Origin of the sequence: Nibrella viscosa, from assembly GCF_039541875.1 — a bacterium.
GTDB classification, from domain to species: Bacteria; Bacteroidota; Bacteroidia; order Cytophagales; family Spirosomataceae; genus Nibrella; species Nibrella viscosa.
The window spans coordinates 106,699-121,995 of the sequence record NZ_BAABHB010000010.1; the positions used below are offsets into that span (position 1 = coordinate 106,699).

Sequence of the window (15,297 nt, forward strand, 5' to 3'; positions counted from 1 at the left end):
CCCGCTGATGCGGAGAAATCAGCCCGTTCCTGCTTTTACTATATAAAGCAGCTTACACCCCTGTACCCCAAGACCTACGCCTGTATATGAAAGACCAACAGACGCTGACCGAGGAGCTTGATTCGATTGACGAGTACGAGCGCGAACCGGTGCCGGAAACCAAAACCAAAGACTTCCGCAGCTTTGTGAGCATGATGGCCGGCGAGCACATTGCCGGTACCGAGTTTGTCATCGGCCCGCTGTTTGTGCTGCATGGGGTGTCGGCCTCCGCCATCATGATCGGGCTGCTGCTGGGTAATATTCTGGCAACGCTGAGCTGGACACTGGTGTGCGCCCCCGTGGCCGTAAAAACCCGCCTGACCATTTACTACCAACTTGAAAAGATCTGCGGATACCGGCTGGTCAGCATCTACAACGCCATCAATGGTCTTCAATACACGGTATTGGCGGCCAGTATGATTGCCGTCTCGGCCACGGCCATCGGGCTGGCCTTCCGGCTCCCCATGCCCGGCCTCACCGACCTGTACCCCACCAGCTTTGCCTGGATTTTTGCGGTGCTGTTTATCGGTGCGGTGATTACTGTCGTGACCATCTACGGCTACGACCGGGTAGCGGCTTTTTCGGCAGTCTGTGCACCCTGGATGCCGCTGGTGTTTCTGGCCGCCGGCGTGGCGGTGCTGCCGCAGTTGGGCGTAACATCATGGGGGAATTTCTGGACCGTAGCCAATGACAAGATCTGGACGGGTGTTCCGCAGCCGGGGCAAACGCACTATACCGTCTGGCACGTGATGTTCTTTGCCTGGCTCTGCAACATTGCCATGCACATCGGCCTGGCCGATATGTCTATTTACCGCTATGCTAAAAAGCCAACCTACGGCATTGCCTCGGCGGTAGGGATGTTCATTGGCCACGGCATGGCGTGGCTGGCGTCGGGGGTGCTGTGCGCCCTGGCCATTCAGCAGGGCAACAACAACCCTTCGCCGGGAGGGATCGCCTACGCCAGTGCCGGTCTGGCGGGTGCCGCCTGCGTGGTCATTGCCGGCTGGACCACCGCTAACCCAACCCTGTACCGGGCGGGTCTGGCCATGAAAGGCATAGCGCCCCACCTGAAACGCTGGAAGATTACATTCTGGGTGGGTATTATGGCGACCTTCATGGCCTGCTTCCCCGGAGTAGCCTCCAAGCTTGATCAGATGCTGGCGTTCTACGCGCTGGTAGCGGCTCCGGTGGGTGCTATTATTATCATGGATGTTTACGTACTCCCCCGGTTCGGTCTACTTACCAATTACGCAGAGAAAACCGGTATCGCCTTTAATTGGGTAGCCGCCGGTGCCTGGCTCATCGCCGTGCTGATCAGCTACGGTCTGTACCTGATGACCAACGCCGATTTCTTTTTCTTCATGGCCGCCCCCGGCTGGGTGATTGGTGCCATTCTGTACGTTGGCCTGAGTAAAGTGTTCCAGAAAGCCCAAACCCCCGAAGTTGTCGCATGAAAACAATCCTGAAACCCCTCTCCTATATTGGTCTGCTGCTGACGGTAATGCCCGCTTTTCTGGTCTTTTACGGTGTGCTTTCTCTCGACAATCATAAGCTGCTGATGCTGATCGGTATGCTGCTGTGGTTCGTTACGGCTCCGTTCTGGATTTTGAAGAAAAAAGTGGATTAGTTCTTCAACTTATCCCCTGAATAACTGTTTTCTGCTAAAACAGAACTATATACGGCCGTCTCTTTGAACCACCTCTTCTCCTACATCGAACGCACGGTACTGCACCCCGGCATAACCCTCAATGAGCAATACGAAGCCTTCGACGAAGTAACGCAGCTTGGCCTGGCGGGGCTGACGGTCTCTCCGTTCTGGGTGAAGAAGTTCCGGCGCGAAATGGGGGCCGAACACCCGGCTTCGCTGGCCACCGTAGTCGGCTACCCCTACGGCTACCAGCGCACCGAAGCGAAACAGACCGAAGTGGAGTGGGCACTGAAAGACGGTGCTCGTGACATTGAAGTGGTGCTGAATACCTCTGCCCTGTTCTCCCCCGCATCGACCTGGGTCAAAATTGAGTTTGCCAAACTGGTCGCGCTCATTCACGCGCAGGAAGCCTTCTTTACCGTCGTGCTGGAGTCGGCCTTGCTGGACAACGATCAATTGAAGCAGATGGTGAAGCTGGCGACCGACTCCGGCGCCGACTTCCTCAAAAACGCCACCGGAGCCGTACCGGGCGATTTTTCGCTGGATCGGGCGCTCCACTTCCGCCGGCTGGCCCCCTCGTCCGTTGGTGTGAAAATTGTAGCCGATGGCGCTACGGTTCCTGAGATGGAGCAGTTGGTAGCCGCCGGCGTTGAGCGGCTGGCGCTGGGCCATCCGATTCAATCGTAAAAAACCGCTGGTTTTATCTATTTTTGTGGAAATTAATTCAAAAGGCTATGAATACGATTCGCTGGCAGGATCATATTGCGATTGACCCTAAAATTATGCTGGGCAAACCGGTTGTGAAAAACACCCGCATAACAGTTGAATTGGTTGTTGACCGTCTGTCATACGGTGAAACCATCGAGCAACTACTGGAAGCTTATCCACATCTTACTCGCGAGGATGTCTTAGCCTGTCTGCAATATGCAGCACACTTGCTTAGTCAGGAAATCATTCATGAAACAGCAGCTTAATGAGAATTCTGGCCGACGAAAACGTTGACATACAATTGTCCGCCTGTTGCGCCAGAGCAATTATGATGTAATCGCTGTAATGGAAAATTACAGAGGTATTCCCGACGAAAACGTATTGACTCAGGCATCTGCCACCCAGGCTATTCTGTTGACCAGCGACAAAGATTTTGGTGCCTTAAGTTTTAGGGTACGGCAACCAAATTGTGGAATAATTCTGTTTCGGCTCCCCGGACTGTCTTCATCCGAAAAAGGAGAGATTATTTTACAAGCCCTTAAGCGATATGCTGGCGAACTTGAAAATGCCTTTACAGTAATCACCGCGCAAAAAATCCGTATTATAAAATACAATCAATGACTTTAAAAAGACTCCCGCTTCATCACATTCATCAGCAACTGGGTGCGAAGATCATGCCCTTTGCCGGCTACGAGATGCCGGTTCGCTATACCTCCGATATCGACGAACACCAGACCGTCCGCAACGCCGTCGGCATTTTCGACGTGTCCCATATGGGCGAGTTCATCGTCAAAGGCACTGATGCCTGTAAACTCATCCAGCGCGTGTCGGCCAATGACGCAGCTCTGCTCTTCGACGGCAAAGTGCAGTACAGCTACCTGCCTAATGAGCAGGGAGGTATTGTGGATGACCTGCTGATTTACCAGATCAGCCCGGTAGAGTTTATGCTGGTGGTCAATGCCTCCAACATTGAAAAAGACTGGAACTGGATCAACCAGCACAAGCGGGACGATGAAGACGTAGAGCTGATCAACATCTCCGACGACATGTGTCTGTTTGCCGTACAGGGACCGCTGGCCGCGCAGGCGCTGCAACCCCTCACCAACGCCAAGCTGGACTCGATGTCGTATTATACCTTCGAGAAGACCAACTTCGCCGGCGCGGCCAATGCTATCGTTTCGGCAACGGGGTATACAGGTGCCGGTGGCTTTGAAATCTACGTCGCCAACGAGCAGGCAGAAGGGGTATGGACCGCCATTATGGAGGCCGGTGCGCCATACGGCATCAAACCCATCGGTCTGGGTGCCCGCGATACCCTCCGGCTCGAAATGGGCTACTGCCTCTACGGCAACGACATAACCGACACCACCTCACCCATGGAAGCGGGTCTGGGCTGGGTTACCAAGTTTACCAAAGACTTCATCAGCGCCGACATTTTTAAGCAGCAGAAAGAGCAGGGCGTTAAACGCAAGCTGGTTGCTTTTGAACTCCTGGACCGGGGTATCCCCCGCAGCCACTATGAAATCTGCAACGCCGAGGGTGAGGCCATTGGCGAAGTAACCTCCGGCACGCAGTCGCCCACCCTCAGCAAAGGCATCGGCATGGGGTATGTCCCCACCGAATATAGCAAGCCAGGAACCGAAATAAACATCAAAGTCCGTGACCGGCTGCTGAAGGGGCAGGTAGTGAAGTTGCCGTTTGTAAGTCGTTAGTCAATAGTCAGTAGTCGTTAGTGTCGTAAGTACCGTTAGTGCGTCTAAAGCTAACAACCACCACTAACTGATAACACGATGAAAGTTGTTCGCTTTGAGGATTTAATAGCCTGGCAGAAAGCACAGGATTTAGCTTCACTTATTTACGAGAAGTTCTATGGTTCTCGTGAATATGGCTTTAAAGACCAGATTTTCCGTGCCTCTGTTTCGGTATCAAATAACATAGCAGAAGGCTTTGAGCGTAACACTGACACTGATTTTGCCCGCTTTCTACATATCTCCAAAGGCTCGGACGCAGAGGTAAAATCAATGCTGTATCTGGCAAAACGACTGAAATTTATTGGTAACAACGACTTCACCGACGGACTGGCACTTTGCAACGAAATTGGCAAAATACTGAACGCACTTATTAACTCAATTAAGCGATAGCCCCTAACGACTATCGACTAATGACTATCGACTGACATTAATGAAGAATATTGACGTTTGTCTGACGCCCGACTTACTCCACCTGCATAAGGATACCCTCGAGAACTCGATTGTGGTTGTGGCGGATGTGTTCCGGGCTACCTCGTGCATGGTTACCGCTTTCGCCCACGGGGTTGACTGTATCATACCCGTGGCCACCATTGAAGAATGCCGCCAGTGGCAGGAACGCGGCTACTACGGAGCCGCTGAGCGCAACGCCAAAATGGTCGAAGGCTTCGAGCTGAACAACTCGCCGTTCAGCTACATGGATGAGCGGCTGCGGGGTGCCAAAATTGCCATGACCACCACCAACGGCACGCTGGCCATTACCCGGTCGCGCAATGCCGTGAAGGTGCTGGTGGGTTCGTTCCTGAATCTGGAAGCCGTTGCCCGGTATCTGCGTTCGCAGTCGTACGATGTGCTGGTGTTGTGTGCGGGCTGGAAAGGCCGGCCAAATCTGGAAGATACCCTCTTTGCCGGTGCCTTGATCGAGCGGTTGAAAGAAGAGTACTCGATGATGGAAGACAGCGCCATTATGGCGTGGCGGATGTATAATCAGGGGAAGAACAACCTACCGCACTTCCTGGCTAATTCGTCGCACATCCGGCGCCTGCAGCGGTTGGGTATTCACAAAGACATTACGTACTGCCTGCAACATGACCTCTTTGATGTGGTGCCGGTACTGAGGGGAAATACCCTGGTGTGTATCGAAGTATAACAGAAGAGCCGGCTTGCAAGCCGGCTCTTCTGTTATGCCGCCATAGCGACGTCGATGTGCTGCTCTTCGCGAAGGTAGGTGTACACGCCTTCCAGGGTTCTTAATTTCTTATAATCTTCGTCGGGGATGCGGATGCCGAACGTCCGCTCCAACTGCACAATCAGATCAACGGTGTCAAGGCTGTCGAGCCCAAGGTCGCGGGTCAAATGAACATTGCTGTGGTGCATGGCCGCTTCGTCAACACCAAAGCCTTTTAAGATAGAGACTACCTTCTCTTTCATTGTGTACTGAACTTTATGGGTTGAACTAAGGGAATTGTACCTGAGAGGAGATGCCTGCGAAACAGACACACTTACTAACCTAACAGCAATATACCGAATTTGTTGTATGGTATCAATATTAAAAACGAAATATTTAACATTCTTTTGCACACTTTTGAGTGAATGGTCAAAACCGGGCCAGTGAGAAGCAAAATTTTCTCTATCTCACTTAAAATTGATAATTTTCGGGATATGATCCCGGAAACCGACAATAAAATCATTGATCTTACTCATTTTTGCTCAGCCCGCGAATTATCCATCGGCCGGCTGACCTGGCGACTGAAGCGGTATATGGATAGCTACCTCGAAGTTGAACTGCACACGCGGGGCTTTCGCGATTTCAAATCCAGCTACTTAGTGTTTCTGGCCAACATCGACGAGAACGGCACGACTAATACCGAACTCGCCCGCCGGGCCGGCGTTACCAAGCAGGCCATGAGCAAAATTGTGCGGCTGCTGGAAGACGAAGGCTATATTTACCTGGTCCGTAACGAAAAAGATTCGCGCTCCAGCCGCATCCTCATCAACGAGCGGGGCCACGAACTCTTCCGGGCCGTCGTAAGTTGTATGCAGAACCTGCAGGAGAAGTTCGACGCCATCGCCGGTCCGCGCCAGATCGACCAAATGCTCGGTACGCTCAGCCTGCTGGTCGATGAACTGGACCAGGAAACCTAATCGAAACCAACGTAATGCCCCTCCACTCCATTAATCCGTACACCCAGAAGCGAATCAAAACCTATCGGCCCGACAGTGCCCATGCCATTGAGCGCAAGCTGAAACAGGCCGACAAGGCCTTTGCCGACTGGTCGGCGCTACCGGTTCGGGAGCGCATCGACTACTTTCGGAAAGTAGCCGCCCACCTCACCGACAACAAGCAGCGCTACGGCGAACTGATGACGGCCGAAATGGGTAAAACGCTGAAGGAAGCCGTATCGGAAGTGGAGAAATGCGCCCTCGGTTGCGGTTATTATATCGATCATGCGGAGCAGTTTCTGGCGGACGAGCCCATCAGGACCGAAGCCCGCAGGAGCTTTATTGCCTACCAGCCACTGGGGCCGGTGCTGGCCATTATGCCCTGGAACTTTCCGTTCTGGCAGGTATTCCGGTTCGCCATTCCGGGCCTGATTGCCGGGAACGTGGGCCTGCTGAAACACGCGGCCAACGTAAGCGGCTGCGCCCTGGCTATTGAGGAAGTCTTTACGGCCAGCGGCCTGCCGGAGGGCGTGTTTCAGTCGCTGCTGGTGGAGTCGAAAGACGTGGAGCCAATTCTGAAAGACAAGCGGGTAAAAGCCGTCACGCTGACCGGCAGCGAAAAAGCCGGTGCCGCCGTGGCCGCCACCGCCGGTAGTCAGATCAAAAAGTCGGTGCTGGAGCTGGGCGGCAGCGATGCGCTGGTGGTATTGGCCGATGCCGATCTGGCCAAAGCCGCCGAAACAGCCGTGCAATCGCGGATGCAGAATGCCGGCCAGAGTTGCATTGCCGCCAAGCGATTCATTGTGGAGAAGTCCGTCAAAAAAGAATTTACCGACCGCGTGTTGCAGCACATCCGCGACATCCGCCAGGGCGATCCCATGCAGGACGAGACCACGATGGGACCCGTTGCCCGCCCCGACCTCGCCGACGAGATCGAACGCCAATGCGCCGAATCGGTACAACAGGGTGCGCGTTTACTACATGGTGGAGAACGCAATGGCTGTAATGTACAACCCATGCTGCTCGACAAGGTAAAACCCGGTATGACGGCCTTTGAGGAGGAAACTTTCGGGCCGCTGGCGGTCATTATTGAAGCCAAAGATGAGCAGGACGCCATCCGGCTCGCCAACCAGTCGAACTACGGCCTCGGTTCCGCCCTCTGGACGCAGGACCCCGACAAAGCCGACCGATTGACCCGGCAAATCCAAGCCGGTTCCGTCTTTGTGAACTCCCTCATGCGCTCCGATCCGCGTGTGCCCTTCGGCGGCATCAACCTCTCCGGTTTCGGCCGCGAACTCTCCGAAGCCGGCATCAAGGAGTTTGTGAATATAAAGACGGTTTGGATGGAGTGACAGTACCCGCCACCAAAATTACGTCTTGCTCTTCCCAGGCTTTTTCCCCTGTTCGGCATCGACATCTTTTCGGGGAAGCTCTTTCACGTCTTCCTCGACCTCTTCCTGCCGTACATGTACGGCATAGGCTTCCGGCCGGATACGGGAGCCGATATGATCGGCGTAAGCCTGGGTAAACTCGGCACCAAAGTACAGAATGACGGCCGTGAAGTAAATCCAGACCAGCAGTACCATCAACGACCCGGCGGCTCCGTAGGTTGAGTTAATATCGGCGGTCCGGATATACAGGCTGATCAGGTAGCGGCCCAGCATAAACAGCGTCGCCGTAAAGAAAGCGCCCCAGCCGACCTCCCGCCAGGTCACCTCCGCATCTGGCAGAAATTTGAAGATAATGCCGAACAGCAAGCCGATCACCAGAAAGCCCAGCAACAGGTTGATGCCGTTGACGAGCAGCACCGTCAACTGCGGAAACGAGTCTGCCAGATTCGTGCTAAAAGCCGCCACCAGGCCATTGATGATCAGCGAAGCCAGCAGCAAAAAGCCGAGGCTAATTACGAGCGAGAACGACAGCAACCGGTCTTTAATAAGTTTCAGCCAGTCCCGTTCGGGTTTCGCCTTAATGCGCCAGATCATGTTGATCGAGGTCTGAATTTCGACGAATACAGTGGTTGAGCCAACCAGCAGCGTTGTAATACCGGTAACGAGTGCCGTGTTGCTCTTACCGGTTATCTTCAGGTTATTGATCATATTCTGCAACTGCCGGGTCGGCTCACTACCGATGATTTCGTTGATTTGCGAAAACAACTGGCTTTGCACAGCGTTATCGCCCAACAGGAAACCAGCCATGTAGATCACCAGCACCAGCAGGGGTGCCAGCGAAAACACCGTATAGTACGCCAGCGCAGCACTAAGCTTCAGGCCGCGATCTTTTCGGAATCCGCTGAACGACTTCTTCAGAATTAGCCAAATGTCTTTTGCGATGTCCTTAACCGATGAGAGCGCCATAGTATCGTTCCAGTTTGGTCGGAAGCAAGTTAGCCACATCGCCCGTGTCTGCCGAGCCAGCGCCGATAATCCGCCTGTCCGGCACACGGCCTTATACCTCAGGGCGTAAGCTGGAAGCAACAATTCTTTAGCCGGACCGCTATTGGCAAAGCGGCAAAGGTTCGTTAGTTTTAAGCCAATATTAACTGCAACCATACCACATGTCTATTAAACTTCCCTTCATTGAAGCTGAAATTATTGACCAGTACCTCTACGACGAGAACCGTCGTCCGTGGATTATTGGCTTCAGTGGTGGTAAAGATTCGACCATGCTGTTGCAGGTAGTCTGGCGGGCTTTGATGAAGATTCCAGCCGAAACCCGTGACCGCCATGTTTATGTCGTCTGTAACGACACATTGGTGGAAAACCCCAAAATTGTAGCATTTATAAACCGAACGCTGGATCTCCTGCAAAAAGCTGCCACCGAACAGGGAATGCCTATAAGTGTTCACCGAACTACCCCGCGCCTGGAGGATACATTCTGGGTCAACCTGATCGGCAAAGGCTATCCGGCTCCGGTAAACTCGTTCCGCTGGTGTACCGAACGGCTTAAAATCAATCCGACTACCCGCTTTATTCAGGAAAAAATCAGTGAGGCCGGCGAAGCCATTATTCTGCTCGGCACCCGTTCCGACGAAAGCCAGACTCGGGCGCGTTCGATGAAGCGTCATGAACGAAAAGGCCAGCGGCTGCGTAAACACCTCCTGCCTAACGCCTTTGTGTATGCGCCAATCAAGGACATTGAAACCAATGAACTCTGGCAGTACCTCATGCAGGTATCGCCCCCATGGGGTGGCACCCACAAGGAACTGGTAACCCTGTACCGTAACGCCAATTCCGGCGACTGCCCGTTGGTCATTGATGAATCTACGCCCTCTTGCGGCAATAGCCGCTTTGGCTGTTGGGTCTGTACCGTTGTCAGCCGCGATAAGAGCATGGAAGGGCTTATTGGCAACGGCGACGACTGGATGGAGCCGTTAATGGAACTTCGCAATCGCCTGCTCGAAGAGCGGTCGAACCGCGAATCACGGGAGAAACGCAGGCGTACCGACAGTCCGTTTAAAGAGGAGGACGAAAATACCTGGGGGCCGTATACTCCAAAAATCCGAGCTGAGTTTCTGGAGATGCTGCTACAGGCGCAGAAAGAGATTCAGGAAACGCAGGGAGAGCTAATGGAATTGATAACGCATCAGGAGCTGGTGGCTATTCAGCTAACCTGGTTCCGGGACAGTATCTTCCAGCCGAAAGTAGCCGACATCTACAACCGTATCTATAATACAAACATTGATATGACTAAACACGTGGAAAAGTTACGTCAGGAGGAAGAATTGCTGCAACAGGCCTGTGCGGAGAATCCGGAGCATGTCGAGTTAATTCAGGAAATGCTGACCCTTCAGAAAAACAAAGCCTTGCTGATGCGGAAACGCGGCCTGCAACAAGACTTGGAGAAGCGGCTGGAAAACTTCATTGCTAAAAAACACCGTGGAACCATTGTTTATGCCTGAAAAGAATTTAGGATTCTATCTAGAGGCATTTACCAGTCTTAAACAAGACTCAGCTGGTGTCAAGAAGAACGGTTTCGCAGCTCCTCACATGCCAATTCTTGTATTAAGTTTGATTCAGGGATTTGAACGTGGAATATTTACAGATGAACGAATTTACCTCACTCCTGAACTAATTGACCTATTTACCTCTAACTGGGCTTTATTGATTAAAAGTGGTAATTACCACCCAATTATTGCCCAACCATTTTATCATCTAAAAAGCAAAGGGAACTTCCCCATTTGGTGGCGCTTGGTGGCCAAGCCTGGCTGTGAAATTTGGCTCATGAATGCTGGCTCAATGCATTCGTTAAGTAACTTGACCAGCGCAGTTGATCATGCTGAAATAGATATTGAACTAGCTATTCTTTTAACTGAAAGGCAAAATCGTCAACTTTTACAACATACAGTACTACAAAAATATTTTCCCAGCCAAGCTACTATTGATTTAAGTTCCGCTGGAAATCACATTGATGAAATTGGCCAGCAGATCATCAGTGAAGACCCGGAAACGTATATAGCTACCGTAAGGCATTTAAAGGACAAGTTCTCTGGTACAGCTCCCAACATACAACGAGAGCTATATCAACAGGAACTTTTGGTAAGAGGGGGTGCATTTAAACGAGAAGTTCCTAAACATTATGGTTATACCTGTTGTATATCTGGCTTGAAAATAGATGCAACGTTCAACATTTCTATGATCGACGCTTGCCATATAGTACCATTTGCCAAAAGCTATAATGATACTATCACAAACGGCATAGCTTTATGCCCAAACTTACACCGTGCTTTTGATCGTGGGTTGATAGCTGTGGACGACAACTACAAAGTAATACTAAGCCAACACTTTATAGAGCCCCCCAATGCTCTCTATTCAATCAAAAAATTAGCAGGCATATCTATCATTTTACCTTCTGACCAACGACATTATCCCTTGATTGAAAATTTCGCCTGGCATCGCAAACACATATTTAAGCTTTAAATTGAAGAGCTAATTCACATAAGCTTTGCAAATTATCACACTGCCGGAGCCACATACCCCTGATGCAGTTGTGCCACCGGAAAGATCATGTCCCAGTCACGGCCCCAGACAACATTGCCACGCTCAATTCTGAACCGCTTAAAATTGGTTAGCTTCCGGTATTTGTTATGTTGAGGGTGCGGATGGTTTGTCAGAAATGGTTCAAAATCCACAACCTGTGTTGTACCATCTGAAAAACTTAGCTGTAACCGATATTCGTCTACATACTCTGCCCCTGTTACTGCCAGCGTTCTCATAGCCTCTTGGTAATTTTGCGAATTTTAGGTTTCTTCTTCAGGACAAAAAATTCAAGCCATTTCTGGGCAATCTCATCTGCATATGCTTCTATAACTTTCATTGCCTCTTTTTGATCCTTAGCCGGTAGCATTTCTACGCCATCCGCTTTTCTCAATTGGACTTCAGTTAGCTTTCCGTCTTCAAAAAACAACTCAAAGATAGTTTCATACTCTGCATGACTGACATGAACATGCACAGGCAGGTGTTCATTGCTATAGAAGTAAAATATCAATCCAAAGTATTCAATCAGTTTAGGCATACATAGACAGCTTAAAAACAAGATAATGAACCCTTCACTTTTATCAAACGAGCGCCCGCAGCCCTTCCACTGCATTTTTCACCCCATCAATTGCCCTCTGCACATCAGCTTCGTTATTGAAGCGGCCTAAGCTGAAGCGCAGGCAGGAGAAAGCTTCGGTCTCGTTCAGGGCCAGCGCCAGTAATACGTGCGAGGGGTCAATTGAGGCTGCGGTACAGGCCGATCCGTTGGATACGGCCATTCCTTCCAGCCCCATAATCATGGCGTCGGAATCACAGTGCTCAAAGTAGATATTGGTGGTGTTGTAAAGCCGGTGCTCCCGGTTGCCGTTAACCCGTGTGCCGGGGATCGTCAGCAGGGCGGTTTCGAGGTGGTCGCGTAGAGACGCAATATGTTGCGTCTCTACAGGCATCTCCTGCCGGCACAGGTCCAGCGCTTTACCTAACCCAACGATTCCCGGTACATTAAGGGTGCCGCTCCGTAAACCGCGTTCATGGCCTCCGCCGTGCAGCAGGGCTTCCAACTTCACTTTGTTGGGACGGCGCTGACGAACAAACAAACCACCGATGCCTTTAGGGCCACAAAACTTATGGGCCGAAAACGTCAGCAGGTCTACGCCAAGCGTATCAACATCTATCGGCATCTTGCCAACCGCCTGTGTGGCATCGGTCATGAACAGGGCACCGGCGGTATGGGCCAGAGCCGCAATGGCCTGGACAGGCTGGATTACCCCGGTTTCGTTATTCACCAGCATCACCGACACCAGAATGGTATCGGGCCGGATGGCGGCTCTTACCGTCTCCAGATCCAGCAAACCGTCTGGTTGTACAGGCAGGTATGTCACCTCAAAGCCACGAGTTTCCAGGTAGTGGCAAACATCCAGCACAGCTTTGTGTTCAGTTTGCACCGTAACGATATGCCTGCCCTTATGGGCGTAGCTTTCAGCAACACCTTTTATGGCCAGATTAATGGCTTCTGTAGCACCGGAGGCAAAGACGATCTCGTGAACCTCACAATTCAGCGTATTGGCTACCTGCTGCCGGGCGTTCTTAACTGCTTCGTGCGCTGTAACACCAAACGGATGGGTACTGGCGGCATTGGCAAACTGGTCGGTCAGGAACGGCATCATAGCCTCCAGCACGCGGGGATCAAGGCGGGTCGTAGCGTTGTTGTCGAGGTAGATCATAATTCAAAAGTAAGCATTGCTGCGCTAAGCCCTACATTGGTTGCTCATTGTTTTACCGGGTACCAGCCAGGATCAGGTCAGGCCCAGGTTTGGGTATTGAGCACAAAGTTGAGCGAAATTCTGTTATCTTGTTGTTCGTTAACAAACCGATTTATGGAAGCGACATTTGTAGCTAAGCCAAGCGAATTGAAAGCGCAGCTTCTTGAGAAAATTGAATCGTTGTTCGCCGACAGCGATGCACCCGTGACAATAACTATTAAACAAGCGGAAGTTACCCCATCGCCCGACCAGCGAACCATTTACTTAGTGATGGAAGCCATTCGGAAGCGGACTGAGGTTGTACCGGTATCACTACCACCAGGAATGGACATAAACGATATTATTGATGAAGTAAATGACGTAGACCAATAGCCTGATGCTATACTTCCTGGCCCGGCAGATTGGCTTCAGAAATATTAACGACTGCCTCCATACTGCCTTTGCCGAAGCCCACAACTGCTCAGAATTATTCACTTACAACCGGAAAGACTTCAGCCGTATCCAACCGCTTACGAATTTGAAAATCAGTATTTTATAACTAGCCAATGCCCGCATGGTTTCCAGCAAGCATGGAAGCGACATTTTTAGTAAAGCGAGAGGACCTGACACCAGAGTAGCTGGAGCAGCTTAAAAAGCAGTTTGTCGAAGATCGTGTTATCACCATACAGCCACTATCCAGGAAGTATTAACGCCGGTCAACAACCAGAAAAACATCCGGTTAAGGAGATTTTCCCAATACGTTGCTTTTATATTCCGACCAGGTTTCTCTATTTTTGATTACAAACCTGACCTGATCTACCCCTTACTATGAAAGACTTCCTGCAACGCCGGTCCTTCCTGAAAGTGTCTGCCCTGCTGGGCTCGGCCCTCGGCATACCCGCTATCTCCCATGCCAAAACTACCATCGACGAACAAATTGAACGGGCGGCTAACGTACCGAAAGCACAGGGCAAATCCGTTATCGGGCTGCGTTCCGAGCCGATTCAGCAGGTACGGATTGGCTTTATCGGCGTAGGTAACCGGGGCAGCGGGCACGTCAAACTGGTGCATGCCTGCGGCAGCAAAGCCAAAATAGTGGCGGTGTCCGACATTCGCGAAACGGTTACCAACAAAACGAAGGAGTGGCTGGAGAGCAAGGGCGTAAAGGATGTTGCCTACTATTCGGGCAAGGCCGATGCCTGGAAGGAGATGGTGAAGCGCGATGATCTTGACCTTGTCATCATTGCTACTCCTTGGGAAGACCATGTGCCCATGGCGGTTTATACCATGCAGCAAGGCAAACACGCGGCCGTAGAAGTACCGGCGGCCTATACCCTGGAAGACTGCTGGAAACTGGTCAACACCGCCGAGCAGACCCAGCGCAACTGCATCATGCTGGAGAACGTCTGCTACGGCGACGAAGAACTCTGGATGCTGAATATGGCGCACCAGGGCGTATTCGGTACGCTGACTTACGCCGAGTGCGGCTACATACACGACCTGCGCGAGCTGCTGTTCAGCAAGGACGCATATTATAATATGTGGCGCATCCGGCACAACCAGAAACGCGACGGTAACCTGTACCCGACCCACGGCCTCGGTCCCGTTGCCCAGTACATGGACATTGACCGGGGCGACCGGTTCAACTACCTGGTGTCGATGAGCTCACCCGAAGCCAGCCTGAGCGAAGATTCTGGCGTTATGACCGATCCTTCCAATGAGTTCCACAACAAAAAAGGGTTTAAACACGGCGATATGAACAATACGCTGATAAAAACCCAGCTTGGCCGCACCATTCTGCTGCAACACGATGTGGTTACGGCGCGGCCCTACAACCGGATTAATATGCTGGCGGGCACCAAAGCGTTCCATGTGGGTTATCCCAGCCGGATGACCATCAAAGGCAAAGACAGCCATAAATTCCTGAAAGACGAGGAATACAAAGCCCTGAAAGAGCAGTATAAGCACCCGATCTGGGCTAAAATGAAGGACGAAATCGAGCGCAACGGTGGCCACGGCGGCATGGACTTTGTGATGCTCTACCGCCTGATCGATTGCCTGAACCGCGGTATGCCGCTGGATATGGACGTCTACGATGCGGCCTCCTGGTCGGCCGTCACACCCTTGTCGGAAATGTCGATCAAAGGCGGCAGTGCACCGGTCAAATTCCCGGACTTTACCCGTGGGCGCTGGAAAGAAGCCCGGCAGCTAGGCATGTTGGCGCAGTTGTAGACTTCACAAAGTCCATAAAACAAACGCCGGGAGTTTGCCGG

At 51.8% G+C, this 15,297-nt stretch carries 19 protein-coding genes; 14 read left to right on the plus strand and 5 right to left on the minus strand.

Annotation, left to right across the window (positions count from 1 at the left end; translation table 11 throughout):
* Nucleotides 1-86: 86 nt before the first annotated feature.
* The 8 genes from ABD931_RS20865 to ABD931_RS20900 all read left to right on the plus strand — a co-directional run bounded on the left by ABD931_RS20865 (nt 87) and on the right by ABD931_RS20900 (nt 5,293).
* Nucleotides 87-1,493 carry a purine-cytosine permease family protein gene (locus tag ABD931_RS20865; RefSeq protein WP_345269878.1) on the plus strand — a complete coding sequence of 469 codons (1,407 nt, stop codon included), beginning with the start codon at nt 87-89 and terminating at the stop codon, nt 1,491-1,493.
* Nucleotides 1,490-1,666, plus strand: a complete 177-nt coding sequence (locus ABD931_RS20870) for a hypothetical protein (RefSeq protein WP_345269879.1) — start codon at nt 1,490-1,492, stop codon at nt 1,664-1,666. Before ABD931_RS20865 ends, ABD931_RS20870 begins: the two co-directional genes overlap by 4 nt.
* Nucleotides 1,667-1,729: 63 nt before the next feature.
* Entirely contained in the window at nt 1,730-2,374 is a 645-nt protein-coding gene (locus ABD931_RS20875) for a deoxyribose-phosphate aldolase (protein WP_345269880.1), read from the plus strand.
* Between the two features lie 47 nt (nt 2,375-2,421).
* Nucleotides 2,422-2,661: a DUF433 domain-containing protein gene (locus tag ABD931_RS20880; protein ID WP_345269881.1), complete on the plus strand. Its 240-nt coding sequence runs from the start codon at nt 2,422-2,424 to the stop codon at nt 2,659-2,661.
* Nucleotides 2,662-2,704: 43 nt separating this feature from the next.
* Nucleotides 2,705-3,016 (plus strand): DUF5615 family PIN-like protein, encoded by a 312-nt coding sequence (locus tag ABD931_RS20885; RefSeq protein ID WP_345269989.1) that lies wholly within the window; start codon nt 2,705-2,707, stop codon nt 3,014-3,016.
* On the plus strand, nt 3,013-4,107 hold the full coding sequence (gcvT, locus tag ABD931_RS20890; RefSeq protein ID WP_345269882.1) for a glycine cleavage system aminomethyltransferase GcvT: 1,095 nt from the start codon (nt 3,013-3,015) through the stop codon (nt 4,105-4,107). Before ABD931_RS20885 ends, gcvT begins: the two co-directional genes overlap by 4 nt.
* 78 nt (nt 4,108-4,185) lie before the next feature.
* Nucleotides 4,186-4,536 (plus strand): four helix bundle protein, encoded by a 351-nt coding sequence (locus tag ABD931_RS20895; RefSeq protein WP_345269883.1) that lies wholly within the window; start codon nt 4,186-4,188, stop codon nt 4,534-4,536.
* A 40-nt stretch (nt 4,537-4,576) separates the two neighbouring features.
* A complete protein-coding gene (locus tag ABD931_RS20900; RefSeq protein WP_345269884.1) occupies nt 4,577-5,293 on the plus strand; it encodes a 2-phosphosulfolactate phosphatase in 717 nt (238 codons plus the stop codon).
* A 32-nt stretch (nt 5,294-5,325) separates the two neighbouring features.
* On the opposite strand, the gene ABD931_RS20905 is transcribed toward ABD931_RS20900, so the two are convergent.
* The gene (locus tag ABD931_RS20905; RefSeq protein ID WP_345269885.1) at nt 5,326-5,574 is read right to left on the minus strand and encodes an acyl carrier protein; all 249 of its coding nucleotides are present in this window, start codon (nt 5,572-5,574) and stop codon (nt 5,326-5,328) included.
* A gap of 231 nt (nt 5,575-5,805) precedes the next feature.
* Between ABD931_RS20905 and ABD931_RS20910 the strand changes: the two genes are divergently transcribed.
* A complete protein-coding gene (locus tag ABD931_RS20910) occupies nt 5,806-6,288 on the plus strand; it encodes a MarR family winged helix-turn-helix transcriptional regulator (RefSeq protein ID WP_345269887.1) in 483 nt (160 codons plus the stop codon).
* Between the two features lie 14 nt (nt 6,289-6,302).
* The gene (locus tag ABD931_RS20915; protein WP_345269888.1) at nt 6,303-7,658 is read left to right on the plus strand and encodes an NAD-dependent succinate-semialdehyde dehydrogenase; all 1,356 of its coding nucleotides are present in this window, start codon (nt 6,303-6,305) and stop codon (nt 7,656-7,658) included.
* An 18-nt stretch (nt 7,659-7,676) separates the two neighbouring features.
* Here ABD931_RS20915 and ABD931_RS20920 read toward each other — a convergent pair whose 3' ends face one another.
* The gene (locus ABD931_RS20920) at nt 7,677-8,663 is read right to left on the minus strand and encodes a YihY/virulence factor BrkB family protein (RefSeq protein WP_345269889.1); all 987 of its coding nucleotides are present in this window, start codon (nt 8,661-8,663) and stop codon (nt 7,677-7,679) included.
* A gap of 200 nt (nt 8,664-8,863) precedes the next feature.
* On the opposite strand from ABD931_RS20920, the gene dndC reads away from it, so the two are divergent.
* Together dndC and ABD931_RS20930 are read left to right on the plus strand one after the other, a co-directional pair.
* On the plus strand, nt 8,864-10,207 hold the full coding sequence (gene dndC / locus ABD931_RS20925; RefSeq protein ID WP_345269890.1) for a DNA phosphorothioation system sulfurtransferase DndC: 1,344 nt from the start codon (nt 8,864-8,866) through the stop codon (nt 10,205-10,207).
* Complete coding sequence (locus ABD931_RS20930) at nt 10,185-11,225, plus strand: HNH endonuclease (RefSeq protein WP_345269891.1); 1,041 nt, start codon at nt 10,185-10,187, stop codon at nt 11,223-11,225. Before dndC ends, ABD931_RS20930 begins: the two co-directional genes overlap by 23 nt.
* 35 nt (nt 11,226-11,260) lie before the next feature.
* Here ABD931_RS20930 and ABD931_RS20935 read toward each other — a convergent pair whose 3' ends face one another.
* The 3 genes from ABD931_RS20935 to ABD931_RS20945 are packed head-to-tail and all read right to left on the minus strand — an operon-like array spanning nt 11,261 to nt 13,006.
* On the minus strand, nt 11,261-11,521 hold the full coding sequence (locus tag ABD931_RS20935) for a DUF2442 domain-containing protein (RefSeq protein ID WP_345269892.1): 261 nt from the start codon (nt 11,519-11,521) through the stop codon (nt 11,261-11,263).
* Entirely contained in the window at nt 11,518-11,820 is a 303-nt protein-coding gene (locus tag ABD931_RS20940; protein WP_345269893.1) for a DUF4160 domain-containing protein, read from the minus strand. Before ABD931_RS20940 ends, ABD931_RS20935 begins: the two co-directional genes overlap by 4 nt.
* A gap of 43 nt (nt 11,821-11,863) precedes the next feature.
* Nucleotides 11,864-13,006, minus strand: coding sequence for a cysteine desulfurase family protein (locus tag ABD931_RS20945; RefSeq protein WP_345269894.1), 1,143 nt, complete (start codon nt 13,004-13,006; stop codon nt 11,864-11,866).
* 153 nt (nt 13,007-13,159) lie between these two features.
* Here ABD931_RS20945 and ABD931_RS20950 point away from each other — a divergent pair, with 153 nt between their 5' ends.
* Nucleotides 13,160-13,417, plus strand: coding sequence for a hypothetical protein (locus tag ABD931_RS20950; protein WP_345269895.1), 258 nt, complete (start codon nt 13,160-13,162; stop codon nt 13,415-13,417).
* 435 nt (nt 13,418-13,852) lie between these two features.
* A complete protein-coding gene (locus ABD931_RS20955) occupies nt 13,853-15,256 on the plus strand; it encodes a Gfo/Idh/MocA family protein (protein WP_345269896.1) in 1,404 nt (467 codons plus the stop codon).
* Nucleotides 15,257-15,297 lie beyond the last annotated feature (41 nt).

What these genes read in the sequence shown, in the direction of transcription:
- ABD931_RS20910 (WP_345269887.1), top strand. Translation starts at nt 5,806, where the DNA reads ATGATCCCGGAAACCGACAATAAAATCATTGATCTTACTCATTTTTGC.
- ABD931_RS20865 (WP_345269878.1), top strand. Translation starts at nt 87, where the DNA reads ATGAAAGACCAACAGACGCTGACCGAGGAGCTTGATTCGATTGACGAG.
- ABD931_RS20870 (WP_345269879.1), top strand. Translation starts at nt 1,490, where the DNA reads ATGAAAACAATCCTGAAACCCCTCTCCTATATTGGTCTGCTGCTGACG.
- ABD931_RS20880 (WP_345269881.1), top strand. Translation starts at nt 2,422, where the DNA reads ATGAATACGATTCGCTGGCAGGATCATATTGCGATTGACCCTAAAATT.
- ABD931_RS20920 (WP_345269889.1), bottom strand. Translation starts at nt 8,663, where the DNA reads ATGGCGCTCTCATCGGTTAAGGACATCGCAAAAGACATTTGGCTAATT.
- ABD931_RS20895 (WP_345269883.1), top strand. Translation starts at nt 4,186, where the DNA reads ATGAAAGTTGTTCGCTTTGAGGATTTAATAGCCTGGCAGAAAGCACAG.
- dndC (WP_345269890.1), top strand. Translation starts at nt 8,864, where the DNA reads ATGTCTATTAAACTTCCCTTCATTGAAGCTGAAATTATTGACCAGTAC.
- ABD931_RS20955 (WP_345269896.1), top strand. Translation starts at nt 13,853, where the DNA reads ATGAAAGACTTCCTGCAACGCCGGTCCTTCCTGAAAGTGTCTGCCCTG.
- gcvT (WP_345269882.1), top strand. Translation starts at nt 3,013, where the DNA reads ATGACTTTAAAAAGACTCCCGCTTCATCACATTCATCAGCAACTGGGT.
- ABD931_RS20935 (WP_345269892.1), bottom strand. Translation starts at nt 11,521, where the DNA reads ATGAGAACGCTGGCAGTAACAGGGGCAGAGTATGTAGACGAATATCGG.
- ABD931_RS20945 (WP_345269894.1), bottom strand. Translation starts at nt 13,006, where the DNA reads ATGATCTACCTCGACAACAACGCTACGACCCGCCTTGATCCCCGCGTG.
- ABD931_RS20940 (WP_345269893.1), bottom strand. Translation starts at nt 11,820, where the DNA reads ATGCCTAAACTGATTGAATACTTTGGATTGATATTTTACTTCTATAGC.
- ABD931_RS20900 (WP_345269884.1), top strand. Translation starts at nt 4,577, where the DNA reads ATGAAGAATATTGACGTTTGTCTGACGCCCGACTTACTCCACCTGCAT.
- ABD931_RS20950 (WP_345269895.1), top strand. Translation starts at nt 13,160, where the DNA reads ATGGAAGCGACATTTGTAGCTAAGCCAAGCGAATTGAAAGCGCAGCTT.
- ABD931_RS20915 (WP_345269888.1), top strand. Translation starts at nt 6,303, where the DNA reads ATGCCCCTCCACTCCATTAATCCGTACACCCAGAAGCGAATCAAAACC.
- ABD931_RS20905 (WP_345269885.1), bottom strand. Translation starts at nt 5,574, where the DNA reads ATGAAAGAGAAGGTAGTCTCTATCTTAAAAGGCTTTGGTGTTGACGAA.